This is a genomic window from Ruthenibacterium intestinale, from assembly GCF_040096265.1.
In the GTDB taxonomy this organism is placed as follows: domain Bacteria; phylum Bacillota; class Clostridia; order Oscillospirales; family Ruminococcaceae; genus Ruthenibacterium; species Ruthenibacterium komagatae.
Genome location: NZ_JBBMFA010000034.1, coordinates 19,500 through 35,749 on the forward strand (window position 1 = coordinate 19,500; position 16,250 = coordinate 35,749).

The following is a 16,250-nucleotide window of genomic DNA, read 5'->3' on the forward strand; positions in this document are numbered from 1 at the left end:
TCTGCTGACCAAGGCGAAAATGTCTGCGCCTTTTCCCATGGTCAGCCCGTCTGCATGAAGCTGTTCTGTGTCAACTTCCTCTTGCAGCCGGTGTCCACAGACACTTTTTCAAAAGCCTGTGGACATAGAAACAGCCCGAACGAGAGGATGTGTGCTGTTTCTATAACAAGCGTTTCACGCTCTTTTGCTGCGTACATACGTACCAGCAATGGGATTTAAACTCCTGCAAGGTGGGAATGTCTTCCGCATGGAGCAGTCCATTCAAAAAGTTCAGCCAGATCACGGGCGCAGGAGCATCGGGATTGTAGACAACAGGCAGACGGCTTCGCACGATAGCCGGTCTGCCCTCGGTAAATGTGCCGTTCAATAGCAGCGTACCGTTGAACACATGGATGCGATCCTGCTCCGGTGGGAAGTCAGGCACTTGCGCTTCCAGTTTCAGCACTTCCAGAATGTTGGTGATCTTCCGGGGGATGTTGTTCACGGCACAGAATTTCAGCTTGTCGTAAATCTCCCCACGCAGTGGGAGATCGTCCGTCACTCGACCATCGGGCGTAAAAAAAGCTCCGTTTGCGAAGATGATTCTGCGCTCATGCAGAAATTCTTCACAAAACAGAGCTTCGTTGATGTTCTGCCCATCAAACCAGACAGGCAAATTCATATCAGGCGTTTTCCGGTTCTTCGCCATGGTGCGCCACCTCCTTTTTCTTTCGTGTGATGTACTCTTGCAGAAAAGTAATTTTTCCCTCCTTCATCAGCTCGTCCACCAATGCCACCCGCTCTTCCAGATCACCCACGGTCAGCACATCTGCCATATATTCGATAGGACAGTGCATCTGGCAGGCTTCCACAAAACGATCATCCAGAGCCTCCTCCGGTGTTTTGGGTGCATACCGCACTTTCCAATCTTCCAGCAGATGCAGATAATCCGTCAGCACCCGGAAACACAGCATTTCATCCTCCCGGAACTGACGGATATAAGGACGCTTTGGCTTGACCATAGCTGCGACAGTGGGCGGTTTCGGGTCAAGTCCGAAGTCCGAAGCCAGCTTTTGCGCTGCTTCATAGCTGCTCATATTGAACAACCTTGCCACAAGGTCGATCACATCTCCCTTTGCTCCACAGCCGAAGCAGAAGAAATAGTCCTCATTCAGCTTCAAGCTCGGATGCCTGTCATTGTGGAACGGGCAGCAAGCCATACCGTTTCGGTTGACTTTCAGCCCGTAGTGTTCGGCGGCTTGCTTGACACTGATTGCCGCTTTGATGGTTCCATAGATTGTCATAAAAAACCCTCCGTTCATAATATTCTGGAAAGCACGAAGCACCCGCAGTGATTGGCAGGTGCTTCGCTCCTTCTATTATGGTTATGACGGATTTCTCAAAAAACAGGCTAATCGGAGGACAACTCCGTTTCAAAAAACAGGACAACTTATTGATAGATGTAGATTTCTTTACATTAGCATGATACAATTAAGAAAGTGAAAAAACAGGACAGGAGGTAAGCATGAACCAAGAATTGATGACATTGGACTTCTGGCAGGATACGGTCATATATGAGGGCAAAACATTCCCTGTCGGCACGCTTGCCTGTGATGCACTGAATGTTCCTGCGGATACTATTACAAAAATGAACGAGCAATGCGAGAAAATCAATCTGCTGCTCGGGATGCTGAATGCCGGACAGGATACTTCTGCACTCTTTCCAATGGCAAAGGAAGCTGCATTGACAATGTTAGAGATTCTCAGCAAAACGCCGCCGTTCTCCTATATGGATATACCAAAGCACCGGGAACGAATAGAAAGGGTCTTTACTGCGGACAATGCTCTGAAATATGTGGAGTTCGCCATAAAAGCCGTAACCAATTCTTTACCGTTCGAAGAAGTTCCGAAATATGCTGATGCGGTGATGCTCCAGCGCTATACCGCTGTATGCGGGCATCTGGCTTACTCCCTTGAGGAATACCAAAAGGCGATGCTTGATTTTGCAGAACAATCGGACGGAAACGAAGCAGACCGCACCGCAGAGGGCTTTGCGAAAATGTTCGGCACCTATTTCCCACCGGAGTTTTCTATCACAGAGGGCAATGCCTGGATGTCTACCCTGAACAATTCCGTTCAGTATATATCGGTCATCCGTCCCGGCGAAAAAGTTGCGAAGCTGGTCAAGCGGATGCACTATGTATCCTTTGTAGGGATGTTCCGGTCTGATCTTTTTGAGGGCTTATGTGTTGGTCATGCCCCGAAAAAATGCAAAATCTGCGGCAAGTGGTTCCTCACCACCAACGCAAGGCACACCAAATACTGCGGCGGCTATGCACCGGGGGACAAGCTGCACCGCACTTGCCGGCAGATCGGCAATCTAAAAGGCAGAGAACAGCGAGAGCTTGCAGACGATCATCCGATTATCCAGATATATGAAAAGAGGCTGAACACCATAAATCGCTATGTAAAGCGTGGTACTCTGGACGCTGACCTTGCGGAGGTCATGAAGAAACTGGCAAAAGATAAAGAACTCCGGGCAAAAAGTGATGTTGCTTATGCCAAAGGAGCTTATGAAAAAGAAATGGACCAGGCGGCTTTGAAAAAGGAAGCAAGTGCAAAAATATACAAAGAAAGGGACAAACATGAATAGAAAAGAACTTAGTCAGAATCATTGGAAATACTACTTAATGCTCGAAAAGCGTTTTGTTGAATCAATAGAGTTTGTAGAACTACATGAGGACAATTTTGATGCATTTTCTAACGGATATGCCCTCTTAATTCAAGCCATAGGGGCAGAGTTGGATACTGTATTCAAAGAGTTTTGCGGTTTCAATACAACGGATCGAAAAACGGTTGCAGACTATGCACAGTATATTTTGACCAACACACCGGATATAAAAAATCAAAAAATCAGTGTACAGGAATACGATATCGAAATACAACCGTTTATGAATTGGGATATTACCCAGCCCGCACAGTCGTTGCAATGGTGGGGAGCATTTACAGATGTCAAGCACAACCGCTATGAGCAGTTGAAGCAAGCAAAGCAGGAGAATGTACTAAATATCTTGGGAGCTTTGTATTTGATAGAAATGTTGTACTTGAAGAAAATCACTGATGGGACAGACGAATTTGATGTGTTTGATGAATCTTCCAACTTGTTTAGTTTGAAAAACTGGACTTCTAAGGCTGTGCCGCTGAGCCAAGCTTTTGCCGTGCTAAGTGATATGATGGACGACGAAAATAATACTACTAACAAAAAGTTCGATGCATAATTACTGTCGATATTGATAGAGAAAGAACCGAAAGGAGGTGCGCTATGCTGAGTGATTTTTCATGGGACATGACCGGATACATACCAAAACACGCTGTCAATCCGCACGGTGACGGCATCATTCCTTATGCGGCAGAGCGCATCTTCCAACTGGAACCGGAGCCTCCAGCGGTGGGCAATCTGAACGAATATATCCTGTCTGCCTTGCAGGAAAAGAATTTGATATATTTCTCATTCTTCCTACACCACTACGAGCCGCAGCTTAACAAGCGCATCAAAGACTTTCTCGGTGTGGATGGCGGCGATCTGTATGACACAGACCGATTTATAGATATAAAGCTCTCCTGCCGGGAGCAAATGCTCCAAAAGCTGATGGACTATGACCTTGCCAAGGGTGCAGAGTATGCTACATACATTTTCCCGTTCATCCGGGATGCTATGCTCCGTTTTCGCATGGGCGAAGAAAAATGGTCGGTGTCCTCTCTGACCAATTACAAAATGGTGCGGTCAATGGCTTGGCTGTACCACAATACCAAGGATGCGGTCAACGAATTTTCCAAGAAATACAACTGCGATCTTGCCCTTGCGGAAGAATATCTGAAAGTTGTCCGTGGAATCCGCAATCAGCAGCCATTCTATGTGACAGACGAGAACGGCGAGGAAACAGGCGAGGATGTAGCCCTTGACGATAGCTGGAACTATACCGATATCCTCTGGAACGGCATACAGGCAGAAAAGGTGCAGCGGGCATTTGAGAAACTGAATTACCGGGAACAGACCTTGCTTGAAAAACGGTTAGCAATTTGCATGACCTGTGGGCGTGTCAGCTCATGGAAAGACCGCCCCACCTTTGAAGAACTGGCGGTTATGTTTGAGGGCAGTACAGCCAGCGGTGCAGAACGAGCCTACCGAAAAGCAGTGGACAAGTTGACGGAATTGTTGGTTGCCGAGGGCGCAATCCATGCAGTCCGGCTAAAACAGAAATCCAAGATCAAGCGAAAAAAGAAAATCGCCGCCGCAATCTACGAATATCAGGCAGACTGCGACGGCGAATGGGGCGAAATATCATTAGATTTTGAGAACGGCAAGGCAGAGGTCATTTTGCTTGCCGATTGGGATACAGTGAAAACAAACAAATTTGCAAGCAGAGCAATCGCCTATCTTCTGAACTGTGAGAGCGAAAAATTGCCCAAGGAAATAATGGTGGCCTTTGAATAACGAGGGAGTGAGATACATGGAGCAATTACTGATTGTTGAAGATGATATCGGCTTGAATCAAGGCTTATGCAAAGCGCTGAAAGCAGATGCTCGGCAGATCATTTCCTGCCAAGACCTAAAAACGGCGAAGGAGCAGCTGCTTTGCGGCGGTGTATCCCTGATCCTGTTGGATATCAATCTGCCGGATGGCAGTGGGCTTGAGCTGCTCCGGGAGGTCAAGGAAAACATGCCCGGAGTTCCTGTTATTCTGCTGACTGCCAATGACACCGATCTGGACATCGTAGACGGACTGGAGAGGGGCGCTGATGATTATATTACCAAGCCCTTTTCTCTTTCGGTTTTGCGGGCAAGGGTGAATACCCAACTGCGAAAGCAAGCGTCAAGCCATAAAAATGCGCCGATCCATATTGATCTATTTCACTTTGACTTTGAGGCTATGACCTTTTATGTGGAAGATTCAAAAGTGGAATTGAGTAAAACAGAACAAAAATTACTGCGTCTGCTTGTTGAAAACCGAGGCCGAACCATGACCCGTGGAGACCTTGTCGACCGGGTCTGGACAGATGGCGCAGAATATGTGGATGAAAATGCTTTGTCTGTTACGATCAAGCGTCTGAGGGATAAGCTTGGCGCACAGAAATACATTAAAACCGTCTATGGAATCGGTTATAGCTGGGTGACAAAAGATGAATAAAACCGGCATTGTGATCATACTGCTGTGTTTTCTGGCGGCGGCAGCTGTTGTGTTATGGGAGCGGAGAAAGGCCAGAAAAACGATGGAAGAAATCGAAAGAATGCTGGACGCTGCCATGACCGGCTCCTTTTCTGAAACCAATTTTGATGAAAGCCAGCTATCTGCATTGGAAACGAAGTTTGCGCACTATCTTTCCGCCGCAGAAGCATCTTCTCAAAACATAGCGCAGGAAAAAGACAAAATCAAAACCTTGATTGCGGACATCTCCCACCAGACAAAAACGCCGATTGCAAACCTGCTGTTATACAGCGAGCTTTTGATGGAGGAAACTCTGCCTGCATTGGCGAAGGCAAATGTGGAGGCGCTGTACAAACAATCGGAAAAGCTGCGATTTCTGATCGATTCTCTCGTAAAGCTTTCCAGACTGGAAAACGGGATCATTTCACTCTCCCCCCAGCCGACAGCGCTGCAGCCGCTGCTTGAAAGTGTGGTAGAACAATATACTGCCAAGGCTTCTGAAAAAGGATTGTCTTTGCAAATGCAGGATACAGATGCTTTTGCTGTATTCGACTTCAAATGGACAGCGGAAGCGCTGGCTAATATCGTAGACAACGCCATCAAATATACAGAGCATGGCACCATTACTATTTCTGCCGTAAGCTATGAAATGTTTGCAAGGATCGATATATCGGATACCGGTTCAGGCATCCCGGAAAGTGAGCAAGCGAAGATATTTGCTCGCTTTTACCGCTCAAATAGTGTGCAGAAACAAGAAGGGGTCGGCATCGGCTTATACCTTGCCCGACAGATCATATCCGGCGAGGGCGGTTATATCAAGGTTGCTTCCGTTCCGGGAAAAGGAAGTACGTTTTCCATATTTCTGCCGAAATAACAACAATTCTATCAAAACTGTTAGATTTCATTTTTCGCCGGAAAGAATGTGGAAAGATTCCTATGCGATAATCTGTATGTATCAAAGGATCATTTCCTTTCATACATACAGATTTTTTCATGGAGGTACTCATTTATGGAAGTTTTACAGGCAAAAAACCTGAAAAGGATTTATGGCTCCGGCAATAACGCAGTTCATGCGTTGGATGGAGTTGATTTAAGTGTAAAGAAGGGCGAATTTGTTGCAATTGTCGGCACATCCGGCTCCGGCAAATCCACGCTGCTGCACATGCTGGGCGGGCTGGATCGCCCTACAAGCGGCACGGTCATGGTGGACGGACAGGATATTTTCTCCCTAAAGGAGGAAGCGCTGACCATCTTCCGCCGCAGGAAAATCGGCTTTGTGTTCCAAGCATATAATCTTGTTCCGGTGCTGAATGTGTATGAAAATATTGTTCTACCCATTGAGCTGGACGGTGGCAAGGTCAATAAGGATTTCGTACAGCAGATTGTACAGACCCTTGGGCTAGATGACCGTCTGGATGCGCTGCCCAATCAGCTCTCAGGCGGTCAACAGCAGCGAGTAGCCATTGCCCGTGCGCTGGCGGCAGCACCCGCTATCATTCTGGCAGATGAACCCACCGGCAATCTGGATTCCAAAACCAGCCAGGATGTATTGAGCCTTTTGAAAGTCACCAGTCAAAAGTTCGCCCAGACAATCGTAATGATCACTCACAACGAAGAAATTGCGCAGATGGCAGACCGCATTATCCGTATCGAAGATGGTCGGATCGTCTCCCAGAACTAACGGGAGGTGGCTACGATGAATGTCAAAAACAGAAAATGTATTCGAAAGCTCAGCTTAAAATCTCTTTATGCGAACCGTCGCCGCAATCTGATCGCCATTTTTGCCATTGCGCTGACAACGCTGCTATTTACGTCCATGTTCACCATTGTCTTGTCGTTGAACGCCAGCTATGAAACCTACCAGTTTCGGCAGGTAGGCGGCTATGCACACGGCACCTTTAAGGATGTTTCCCCCGAGCAGGCGGAACGTATCTCCGCCCACCCGAAGGTAAAGTCTGCGGGGGCACGGAAGGTGATCGGCATCACTGCGGATGGTGTCTTTTCCAAAACGCCGGCAGAGATCAGCTACATGGATGCCAACTGCACCAAATGGAGCTATGCCACCCCTACTACCGGACGGATGCCCGAAAGCGGCAAAGAGGTGACCATGGATACGGCAGCGTTGCAGCTGCTTGGCGTGACGCCGGAACTGGGCGCAGAGGTCACGGTTTCCTATTCCATCATGGACAAGGATCAAACCGCCTTTACTGTAACAGATACCTTTACGCTGGTGGGCTATTGGGACTATGATGAACTAATGCCTGTTCATTACATCAACATCAGCCGTGATTACGCAGATGATATCGAAGCGCAGGCAGTGAAAACAGGTTTACAGCCCTTCCGCACTGACCTGAATGTCATGATGGCTTCCAGTACAAACATTCAAGGGCAGATGGAGCAGGTGGATACCGATCTCGGCTACACATGGGACAGCTATACCGATCCCAACAGCGTCCGGATCGGCGTCAACTGGGGATATACCTCATCCCAGCTGGAGTCGCATCTCGATCCGGAACTTGTGATCGCCATAGCAGCTTTTTTGCTGCTGGTGATTTTCACCGGGTATCTTATCATCTATAACATTTTCCAGATCTCTGTTGCGGGGGATATCCGGTTTTACGGGCTTCTGAAAACCATTGGCACAACGCCCCGGCAGCTCAAACGCATCATTCGCCAGCAGGCACTTCTGCTTTGTCTGATTGGCATTCCGGCGGGGCTGCTGTTGGGCTATGGCATTGGCGCTGTTCTGGTGCCTGTTGTCTTGCGCTCCACCCAGTTGGATGCGGGCATCACCACCATCAGCACTTCGCCTGTGATCTTTGTTGGCTCCGTGCTGTTTGCCCTGCTGACGGTGCTTTTGTCCTGCTCCAAGCCCGGGAAAATGGCAGCCAGGGTTTCTCCGGTGGAGGCTACCAAATATACAGATGCGATGCAGACCAAGAAAAAACAGCGCAGCACCCGGGGAGCGAAGCTCCATCAGATGGCCTTTGCCAATCTGGGACGAAACAAAAAAAAGACGGTGCTGGTGGTGGTGTCTTTGGCACTGTCGGTGACGCTGTTCAATGCACTGTGTGCCTTTGTGGGCGGCTTCAGCATGGAGAAGTATGTATCCTTCACGACCTGCGCCGATTTTATCGTCAGCACGCCCGACTATTTCCGTTACAACCCGGCGGATGAATTCATCACGCCGGAACAGATCGAAGAGATCGCAGCAAACACAAAGTCCAGTCTTTCCGGCACGGGATATGCTGTGCGAAAACCCGTATATCTTTGGATGACGGAGGATGCTCTGCGGCAGGACTATGCAAGGTACGAAAGTGCTGAGCAGTTGGACAGCCATATGAGCCGCATGGAGCACCGGGGCGATATGGTGATGGGAGATACCAGAATCGAGGCTCTGGATAACAGCCTGTTTGACAAGCTGCAAGTGTTCGACGGAGATATTTCTCCTATGCTGGAGCCAAACAATAACGCTATTGCCATTGCGGTTTCCTTAGATGACTACGGTAATCTGCCCAATCCTGAATACTACCCCAAGGTGGGAGACACGATCACCGCCACCTATGCGGACGATGTGAAATATATCGACAGCCGCACCGGGGAACTCCGCACCGAAGATACACCGGAGGAGTACTTTCAGGAAAAACTGTATGGAGCTAGAGATGTAGAGTACACGGTCTGCGCCTTGGTAGAGCTTCCGTATTCCATGAGTTATCGTTATGGTGGTATTGGATATGAGACAGTTTTGTCTGTGGATACCGCACAGAGGGACAGCGGCGGTGCGGCCATTCCGATGCTCTACCTGTTCGACACAGCAGACGACGCAGACGAGGCCGAAGCAGAGCAATATCTATCGAAGCTCACTGCCGGTGAGTTTTCACCCTTGATGTATGAAAGCAAGGCCACGGCTCGCTCTGAGTTTGCTCAGTTCCGGCAGATGTTCCTTCTGGTAGGTGGTATCCTCTGTGCTATCATCGGGCTGGTGGGACTCTTAAATTTCTTCAACGCCATGATGACCAGTATTCTTTCCCGCCGCCGTGAATTTGCTGTGCTTCAGGCTGTAGGAATGACGAACCGGCAGCTCAAAACCATGCTGATCTACGAGGGATTGTTTTACGCAATGTCCTCCGTATCGGCGGCCTTTATTCTGTCGCTGGCGGTGGGACCTCTTGCAGGAAAAATGCTGGGCAGTATGTTCTGGTTCTTTGAGTATCGATTCACCATTCTGCCTGTCCTGCTGACAATTCCGGTATTTCTTCTGCTGGGGTGGCTGATTCCTTGCATGATGTATGACAATGCAGCGAAATGCAGTGTTGTAGAGCAATTAAGGGATGCTCAATAACTGTTAAGCAAAAAACGGCCCTCTGCCAAGGAAAAGGCAGAGGGCTGAGTTTTAATCTAAGGGTTTACATTCAGTTACAGTTTTTAGATAAATTTCGGGATCACCGTTCAAGATCAAGTCTGCATATCCAACCGGATCATTGTAGATTAGATAATCCAGTTCTGACCGTTGATACATATTGTCAGCAACCTCATTCTCCACGGCGATGGTATCAATGGCAATCATGCTGCCATCTAAAAATTTCAGTTCCACACAAGCGGTATCCATGTTAAACTCACAAGAAATCAATCTATCCATAAGAAACCTCCATTTTGCAGGATGTTAGATCATCCCAAAATATTTGAATGCTTCTCGGATCGCTTTCTCTTTTTCCGGTGGGCACTGTGGCTGTCTGGAATCCTCGGACTTCGGCAAATTGTAATTCTTGCCAACTTCAATCCCACATTTCCTCTTAATCTGTGAGATATAAAGATTGGATACCTTTAACCCGCTATGCTCCAGCACATAGTCTTTGATCTGGGTGTAGGTTGCCCCATCCTGAAATTCGGACATATCCATATCTTCCAAAGAGAACTCAACCCGAATCTTTTTCGAGTCGACCTCGCCCTTGGAAAGCAAGACAACCGTCTCAATGTGCTCTGTATGAGGAAACAGGTCTACCGGTTGAATCTCTTGTACATGCCAGCCGCGCTCACATAAAAACGCAAGATCTCGCTGTTGGGTTTGCGGATTGCAGGAAATATAAACGACTTTCTGCGGAGAGAGACGACAAAGCGCGTCCAGAAACTCCTCTGTGCTGCCCGAGCGAGGCGGATCTAAAAAAACAATGTCCGCATGTTCTTTCTGCGCCGCCATTCGTTGCAGAAAAAAAGAAGCATCTGCACAATGAAACCGGGCGTTTTTAATTTGATTTGCCCGTGCGTTTTGAACAGCGCAGGAAACTGCCTGACGATTGCTTTCAACTCCAATCACGTGGCCGACGCTCTTAGAAGCAATCAACCCAATGGTCCCAACGCCGCAGTAAGCATCCAGAATGGTTTGAGATTTATCCGGATTTGCCATTTGAATCGCTGTACGGTAGAGAACCTCTGTTTGTTCAGGGTTGATTTGGTAAAAGCTGGATGCAGACAGCTGAAAGCGAACTCCGCAAAGGCTGTCTTCAATCCACCCTTTTCCATAGAGCACTTTTTGAGAAGGACCGAGAACGGCGCTGGAATACCTTGGATTAATATTTTGAACGACGCTGCTTACCTGTGGGCAAAGAGCCCGAAGACGGCTTACAAAGGCCTTGGAGCCAGGGAGAATGGATGTCGCGGTAATCAGTACCACTAATATTTGTCCGGTGGAGCAGCTTTGGCGGACCAGTACATGACGAAGGAGGCCAGTGCGGCGATCTTCGTCAAAAGGTTCGTAATGGCAGGCGCGCGCAGCCTGGCGTACGGCATCAATCGCAGTGTCCAGGTCCGGATGGTGCAACAGACATTTTTCTACAGGAATGACCTGGTGAGAGCCTTGTTTATAAATACCGCTTGCCAACTTGCCATCTTTTCTGGAAAATGTGGAAATTGCCTTGTTGCGATAATAGAAAGGCTCCTTCATTCCTAAAATAGGCTGTACTTGACCGAAATCTCCAAGAAGAGAAGCAACAGTCTTTTGCTTGTGTCGCAACTGTTCCGAATAGGAGCAGAAGAGAAGAGGGCAACCGCCGCATCCTTTATTTTTGGCTGAGCAATGAAGCATTTTGCTTTCCTCCTATTACGGGCGAATTAACCCGATCACTGCCTCCACGTGCTTTGTACGAGGGAACATGTCAACAGGTTGAATGGCCTGAACCTGGTAGCCGTTTTCGCAGAGAAAGCGAACATCCCGTGCAGCAGTGGATACATTACAGCTTACCATGACGATTTTTGGGGGATTCATTTGAAGAACGGCTTGGAGTGTGGCGGAATCGCAGCCTTTGCGGGGCGGGTCCAAAACAATCACATCAGGATGCAAGGACTGCGCAGCCAGACGCTGCGTGGCCTGACCGGCATCGGCACAGAAAAATTCAGCATGACGAACGCCCATGCGTTCAGCATTTTGGCGAGCACTTTCTACGGCCTGCGGAATAATTTCCACTCCAATCAGTTTTTGACACTGAGCGGCCATGGAAAGACCAATGGTACCGGCACCGCAATAGAGATCGAGCAGAAGTTCCTTGCCGGTCAATTCTGCAAATGTTTGAACTACGGAATAGAGTTGATTGGCTCCCCGGGTATTCACCTGATAGAAAGAAAGCGGACCAAGTTCCACCGGAACGCCAGCCATTTCGTCTGCCAGCAATCCGTTTCCACACAAGGAGATACATTGCAATCCGGTGATGACGTTTGTTTGCTGACGGTTTACGTTCAGCACAATAGAGCAAACTTCGGGGTGCCGTGCGGTCAGATCGCGGCAAATTTCTTCACTGTGAGGAAGCTGATTGCCGTTGCACACCAGACAAACAAGAACTTGATCGGTGGTAATGGCGTGGCGCAGATAAAGATGGCGCACGAGTCCGGTATGAGTTTCTTCCCGGTAGACGGAGATGTGATATTGCGTGAGAAGGGCGCAAAGAGTCCGGGCAATTTCATTTAAAAGCTTGGGCTGCAGAATACAGTCTGTGCAAGGAATGACACGGTGGCTCCGTCCGGCGTAAAAACCGGCGATAACCGCTCCGCTTTCATCCTGCGTAAGAGGATATTGAACTTTGTTGCGATAACGAGCAGAAAGAGGAGAGGGAAGAATCGGAGATACCGGATGATCGATATCTCCAATACGTAACATGGCATCACGCACAAATTGTTCCTTGGCATCCAGTTCCGCATGGTAAGTCAAATGCTGAAACTGACAACCGCCGCATTTGGAAAAAATGGGACAAACAGGCGTTTCCCGATCGGCACCGGGTTGATGAAGTGTTTCAATGATGCCAAACGCATGATGCTTGCAGACTTTTACAACGCGGACATCGGCCTCATCTCCCACGGCGGTGAAGGGAACGAAAATTGCCATTCCATTGTACCGCCCCACGCCGTTTCCATCGCTGGAAAGAGAAGTAATCTGCAAGGGGATGATTTGATTCTTTTTTACTGACATGAAATTCCTCCCGAAGCACATTGGAAAGGAAAAGCGGCTTTATTCAGCCGCTTTCTCTTTGTTCAGCGTTCCCAGATATTTGCTGGGCGGAACGCCTTTGTTCTTCTTAAAGACGCGCGAAAAATAAAACTGATCAAAAAAGCCGACGGAAACAGCGATTTCCGCAATGGAGAGATGGGATTCACGCAACAATACACACGCCTCATTGATACGATAATTCGTCAGATAATCAATGGGAGATTGCCCTACATTGCTCATAAAAACGCGATAGAGATGACTGCGGCTGACCCCGACAGCTTTGGAAATATCATCAATGCTGATATCGTGCGAATAATTGAACTGAATGTATTTGATGGCATTCAATACATATTGCGAACTGGAATTGGAAGTGTGAGGCTCCAATTCCTGTGCTTCCTGCATCAGTTCTGCGATGAAGAGATAAAGATAGCCCACCATTAAAGCTTCGTTGCGGGGGTTTGGGCCGCGAGACAAAAAAATGTCGAACAACGCTTTTTTCACATTTTCAGGATTTTTGCAATGATGCACCGGTCGGGTATCACGGAAGGGAAGCTGTGCCACCAGTTTGTTGGCGCAGGCGCCATTAAATCCAACCCAGTAGTATTCCCATGGATCATCCTGATCGGCCGAGTAGGTGATCAATTGGCTTGGCTTAGCCAGAAAAATATCTCCGGAATGCAGTTCATAAACCGTATGGTTTACCGTATAAGTTCCTTTTCCATTCGCCACATAGTGAATGAGATAATGGTCCCGCACGCCTGGTCCCCAAGTGTATCCCCGTTCACAGCTTTGCAGCCCGCAATTAAAAATAGACAATTCGACATTGTCCGTATAGCTTTGTTTAAAGGATTGCTTATACGTGTTGGACATGGGGATAACCTCCGGTAAACGGTACAAATAAGCAGGGAATCATATGATAAATATACATAAAAAATGAAACTGTTGTTATTATAGCAAAACAATCAACAAAAGTCCATTTTTTCAGAATATTTTAGTGTTTACTTCGACGGGGGCGCTGTTATAATGAAATTAAGTTCAGTATTGTCAATGATGAAGGAGGAGTTGTTATGCCTACTGCACAGGGTTTGCTGGAGCAAATTCGCAATGGTGATTACGACGCTGCGTTCCGGAAGCTTTACGCCAGAGATGAAGAGACCGTCAGCCGGCAAAGAACGCGTTATTGCCAGGCGATTCAGGCTTTTCAGGATATGTTCGGAGAAAATCGGGAGATTCGGATTTATTCTGCGCCCGGGCGGACGGAAATCGGCGGTAACCATACAGACCACAACAATGGTGTGGTTATGGCTGCTGCTGTGAATTTGGACATTCTTGCCATTGTGTCTCCCAATGCGGAGCCGGTCATCCGTGTGCACTCCATGGGCTTTGAGGGGACCGATGTAATTTCGCTGGAGCATTTGGAAGTAAATCCCAAAGAGCAGGGACGCTCGGCTTCGCTCATTCGCGGCATGGCGGCTAAAATTCAGGAAGAGGGCGGCTCCATTGGCGGTTTTGACGCATATACGACATCAGATGTGCTGCGTGGTTCCGGTCTGTCCAGTTCCGCCGCCTTTGAAGTGGTGATTGGCGCGGTTCTGAATGGAGAATACAATCAGAATCGATTTTCACCGGTTCAAATTGCGCAGTTCAGCCAATATGCGGAAAATGTTTATTTTGGTAAGCCGAGCGGCCTGATGGACCAGACCGCATCCAGTGTCGGCAGTGCGATTGTGATTGATTTTAAAGATCCGAATGCGCCGGTTGTTGATGAAGTGAATTTTGATTTGGATAAACATGGATTCCACCTGTGCATTACGGATACCAAGGGAAGTCATGCAGATCTGACGGATGATTATGCAGCCATTCGCGGAGAAATGGAAGCCGTTGCGGCCTTTTTTGGAAAAAAGGTTTTGCGCGAGGTGGATGAAGCGCAAGTATGGTCACAAATTGCTCCTCTGCGGAAATCGCTGGGAGATCGTGCAGTCCTGCGTGCCATTCATTTCTTTGCAGAGTGCCGTCGTGCACGGGAACTGCGGTGTGCGGTTGCAGAAGATCGCTTTGAGGATTTTCTGCGCCTGATTCTGACGGGCGGACATTCTTCTTTCGAGTATAATCAGAATGCCTATAGCATCCGTCATCCCAAGCAGCAAGGCGTTTCCGTGGGCTTGGCGTTATCGCAGCATGTTCTGGAAGGGCGTGGTGCATGGCGGCTTCAGGGCGGCGGATTTGCCGGGACCATTCAGGCGTTTGTACCGGATGATCTGCTTGCGGAATATCGCAATGCAATGGAAGCCGCATTTGGCGCAGGTGCGTGCTATGTTTTGAATGTTCGCAATTATGGGGCTGTCGAGGTGACAGACGCGCTTTGAGAAAGCAGCAGGGAAAACGCATTGCCTCGCTGGATGCCATTCGTGGTTTGGCCATCGTAAACATGGTAGCTTACCACGCGGTTTATGACTGGGTCTATGTGTTTGGAAAAACAGCTGACTGGTTCGGAACGCATGCCGCCTATTTATGGGAACAGGCGATTTGCTGGACGTTTATTTTGCTTGCGGGAATGGTCAGTGTGTATAGCCGTAATCTTGCTCGGCATGGTGCACAAGTGCTGGCATGCGCAATGATTTTAACGGTGGTAACCGCGCTGGTTCTTCCGGAACAGATCATTCTGTTCGGTGTGTTGCATCTATTGGGAACAGCAATGCTTTTGACGGCGATGCTGCGCCCCTGGCTTCAGAAGTTGCCGGCCGGAATTGCTGCGGCTGTGTGTTTTGGTTTGTTCCTGCTTTTAAAAGGCGTTCCACGCGGTTTTGCCGGTCTGGCGGATATTAAAATTTGGCTTCTTCCGCAAAGTCTTTATCAGGTAAAGTGGGCGTTCTTTCTGGGCTTCCCCGCCAAGGGATTTTGGTCATCGGATTACTTTCCGCTGATTCCCTGGATCTTTCTGTTTTGGACCGGAATGTTTTTGTGGCAAAAATTACGCGGCAAAGGTGAACTTGTTCTGAGGCGACTGCCCGATATTCCCGCCCTCAGTGCAATCGGGAGACACAGCATGCTGATTTATATGCTACACCAGCCGCTGACCTTCGCTGCGCTTTGGCTGATAACCTGTTGGATGTGAAGAAAGGACAAATGAAAATGCTGTTTGTATGGTATCCCAAGTGCACGACTTGTCAACGTGCAAAGAAGTGGCTCGATGCCCATGGCTTTGTATACGAAGCACGAGACATCAAAGAAGAAAATCCCTCTGAGGCGGAGTTGAAAGAATGGTATGCCAAAAGCAATTTGCCTCTCCGGCGCTTTTTTAACACAAGCGGCCTGCTTTATAAGGGAATGGGGCTGAAGGAAAAATTGCCGGAAATGTCTGAAGAAGAGCAAATTTCACTTTTGGCTGAATATGGAATGCTTGTGAAACGGCCTGTATTGGTTACGGATCATCAGGTGCTGTTGGGGTTTAAAGAAGCCGAGTGGGATTCTGTATTGAAATAAAAGAAAGCCGTCACGTTTGACGTGACGGCTCTTTTTGTTTACCGAAAACCCCCGGCTGTGCCGGGGAGTTCTCAAAAAGCTTTAGCGTTGCATAGGAAATAAAAACT

Annotated in this window: 16 protein-coding genes; 10 read left to right on the top strand and 6 right to left on the bottom strand. The window is 48.3% G+C overall.

The window, feature by feature from the left end; genetic code table 11:
• Positions 1-160: 160 nt before the first annotated feature.
• Together WMO24_RS01155 and WMO24_RS01160 are read right to left on the bottom strand one after the other, a co-directional pair.
• Positions 161-688 (bottom strand): hypothetical protein, encoded by a 528-nt coding sequence (locus tag WMO24_RS01155; RefSeq protein ID WP_435413702.1) that lies wholly within the window; start codon positions 686-688, stop codon positions 161-163.
• A complete protein-coding gene (locus tag WMO24_RS01160) occupies positions 663-1,283 on the bottom strand; it encodes a CHC2 zinc finger domain-containing protein (protein WP_055058964.1) in 621 nt (206 codons plus the stop codon). Before WMO24_RS01160 ends, WMO24_RS01155 begins: the two co-directional genes overlap by 26 nt.
• A gap of 221 nt (positions 1,284-1,504) precedes the next feature.
• Here WMO24_RS01160 and WMO24_RS15830 point away from each other — a divergent pair, with 221 nt between their 5' ends.
• From WMO24_RS15830 to WMO24_RS01195, 7 genes are all read left to right on the top strand, one after another.
• Positions 1,505-2,632: a DUF6076 domain-containing protein gene (locus tag WMO24_RS15830; RefSeq protein WP_349214279.1), complete on the top strand. Its 1,128-nt coding sequence runs from the start codon at positions 1,505-1,507 to the stop codon at positions 2,630-2,632.
• Positions 2,625-3,257 (top strand): hypothetical protein, encoded by a 633-nt coding sequence (locus WMO24_RS01170; RefSeq protein ID WP_021683574.1) that lies wholly within the window; start codon positions 2,625-2,627, stop codon positions 3,255-3,257. Before WMO24_RS15830 ends, WMO24_RS01170 begins: the two co-directional genes overlap by 8 nt.
• 44 nt (positions 3,258-3,301) lie before the next feature.
• The gene (locus WMO24_RS01175; protein WP_021683573.1) at positions 3,302-4,474 is read left to right on the top strand and encodes a sigma-70 family RNA polymerase sigma factor; all 1,173 of its coding nucleotides are present in this window, start codon (positions 3,302-3,304) and stop codon (positions 4,472-4,474) included.
• 16 nt (positions 4,475-4,490) lie between these two features.
• Positions 4,491-5,168 (top strand): response regulator transcription factor, encoded by a 678-nt coding sequence (locus WMO24_RS01180; RefSeq protein ID WP_138344238.1) that lies wholly within the window; start codon positions 4,491-4,493, stop codon positions 5,166-5,168.
• A complete protein-coding gene (locus tag WMO24_RS01185) occupies positions 5,161-6,060 on the top strand; it encodes a sensor histidine kinase (RefSeq protein ID WP_349214282.1) in 900 nt (299 codons plus the stop codon). The genes WMO24_RS01180 and WMO24_RS01185 overlap by 8 nt, the downstream gene beginning before the upstream one ends.
• A 135-nt stretch (positions 6,061-6,195) precedes the next feature.
• Entirely contained in the window at positions 6,196-6,867 is a 672-nt protein-coding gene (locus tag WMO24_RS01190) for an ABC transporter ATP-binding protein (RefSeq protein ID WP_349214284.1), read from the top strand.
• 15 nt (positions 6,868-6,882) lie between these two features.
• Entirely contained in the window at positions 6,883-9,528 is a 2,646-nt protein-coding gene (locus tag WMO24_RS01195) for an ABC transporter permease (protein ID WP_349214286.1), read from the top strand.
• Between the two features lie 51 nt (positions 9,529-9,579).
• On the opposite strand, the gene WMO24_RS01200 is transcribed toward WMO24_RS01195, so the two are convergent.
• Genes WMO24_RS01200 through WMO24_RS01215 form a run of 4 tightly spaced genes read right to left on the bottom strand, consistent with a single transcriptional unit; the run spans position 9,580 to position 13,530 of the window.
• Positions 9,580-9,825: a DUF6061 family protein gene (locus WMO24_RS01200; RefSeq protein ID WP_021683568.1), complete on the bottom strand. Its 246-nt coding sequence runs from the start codon at positions 9,823-9,825 to the stop codon at positions 9,580-9,582.
• 24 nt (positions 9,826-9,849) lie between these two features.
• Complete coding sequence (gene rlmD, locus WMO24_RS01205) at positions 9,850-11,268, bottom strand: 23S rRNA (uracil(1939)-C(5))-methyltransferase RlmD (protein ID WP_349214288.1); 1,419 nt, start codon at positions 11,266-11,268, stop codon at positions 9,850-9,852.
• 15 nt (positions 11,269-11,283) lie between these two features.
• Positions 11,284-12,642, bottom strand: a complete 1,359-nt coding sequence (rlmD, locus tag WMO24_RS01210; protein WP_349214290.1) for a 23S rRNA (uracil(1939)-C(5))-methyltransferase RlmD — start codon at positions 12,640-12,642, stop codon at positions 11,284-11,286.
• A gap of 39 nt (positions 12,643-12,681) precedes the next feature.
• Positions 12,682-13,530 (bottom strand): AraC family transcriptional regulator, encoded by an 849-nt coding sequence (locus WMO24_RS01215; protein ID WP_349214291.1) that lies wholly within the window; start codon positions 13,528-13,530, stop codon positions 12,682-12,684.
• 197 nt (positions 13,531-13,727) lie between these two features.
• On the opposite strand from WMO24_RS01215, the gene WMO24_RS01220 reads away from it, so the two are divergent.
• Genes WMO24_RS01220 through WMO24_RS01230 form a run of 3 tightly spaced genes read left to right on the top strand, consistent with a single transcriptional unit; the run spans position 13,728 to position 16,143 of the window.
• Entirely contained in the window at positions 13,728-15,026 is a 1,299-nt protein-coding gene (locus tag WMO24_RS01220) for a galactokinase (RefSeq protein ID WP_349214293.1), read from the top strand.
• Positions 15,023-15,775, top strand: a complete 753-nt coding sequence (locus WMO24_RS01225; protein WP_349214294.1) for a heparan-alpha-glucosaminide N-acetyltransferase — start codon at positions 15,023-15,025, stop codon at positions 15,773-15,775. Before WMO24_RS01220 ends, WMO24_RS01225 begins: the two co-directional genes overlap by 4 nt.
• Before the next feature lie 17 nt (positions 15,776-15,792).
• Positions 15,793-16,143 carry an arsenate reductase family protein gene (locus WMO24_RS01230; RefSeq protein WP_349214297.1) on the top strand — a complete coding sequence of 117 codons (351 nt, stop codon included), beginning with the start codon at positions 15,793-15,795 and terminating at the stop codon, positions 16,141-16,143.
• Positions 16,144-16,250 lie beyond the last annotated feature (107 nt).

Coding starts and splice junctions, on each gene's coding strand:
- WMO24_RS01155 (WP_435413702.1), bottom strand. CDS start 688: ATGGCGAAGAACCGGAAAACGCCTGATATGAATTTGCCTGTCTGGTTT.
- WMO24_RS01160 (WP_055058964.1), bottom strand. CDS start 1,283: ATGACAATCTATGGAACCATCAAAGCGGCAATCAGTGTCAAGCAAGCC.
- WMO24_RS15830 (WP_349214279.1), top strand. CDS start 1,505: ATGAACCAAGAATTGATGACATTGGACTTCTGGCAGGATACGGTCATA.
- WMO24_RS01170 (WP_021683574.1), top strand. CDS start 2,625: ATGAATAGAAAAGAACTTAGTCAGAATCATTGGAAATACTACTTAATG.
- WMO24_RS01175 (WP_021683573.1), top strand. CDS start 3,302: ATGCTGAGTGATTTTTCATGGGACATGACCGGATACATACCAAAACAC.
- WMO24_RS01180 (WP_138344238.1), top strand. CDS start 4,491: ATGGAGCAATTACTGATTGTTGAAGATGATATCGGCTTGAATCAAGGC.
- WMO24_RS01185 (WP_349214282.1), top strand. CDS start 5,161: ATGAATAAAACCGGCATTGTGATCATACTGCTGTGTTTTCTGGCGGCG.
- WMO24_RS01190 (WP_349214284.1), top strand. CDS start 6,196: ATGGAAGTTTTACAGGCAAAAAACCTGAAAAGGATTTATGGCTCCGGC.
- WMO24_RS01195 (WP_349214286.1), top strand. CDS start 6,883: ATGAATGTCAAAAACAGAAAATGTATTCGAAAGCTCAGCTTAAAATCT.
- WMO24_RS01200 (WP_021683568.1), bottom strand. CDS start 9,825: ATGGATAGATTGATTTCTTGTGAGTTTAACATGGATACCGCTTGTGTG.
- rlmD (WP_349214288.1), bottom strand. CDS start 11,268: ATGCTTCATTGCTCAGCCAAAAATAAAGGATGCGGCGGTTGCCCTCTT.
- rlmD (WP_349214290.1), bottom strand. CDS start 12,642: ATGTCAGTAAAAAAGAATCAAATCATCCCCTTGCAGATTACTTCTCTT.
- WMO24_RS01215 (WP_349214291.1), bottom strand. CDS start 13,530: ATGTCCAACACGTATAAGCAATCCTTTAAACAAAGCTATACGGACAAT.
- WMO24_RS01220 (WP_349214293.1), top strand. CDS start 13,728: ATGCCTACTGCACAGGGTTTGCTGGAGCAAATTCGCAATGGTGATTAC.
- WMO24_RS01230 (WP_349214297.1), top strand. CDS start 15,793: ATGCTGTTTGTATGGTATCCCAAGTGCACGACTTGTCAACGTGCAAAG.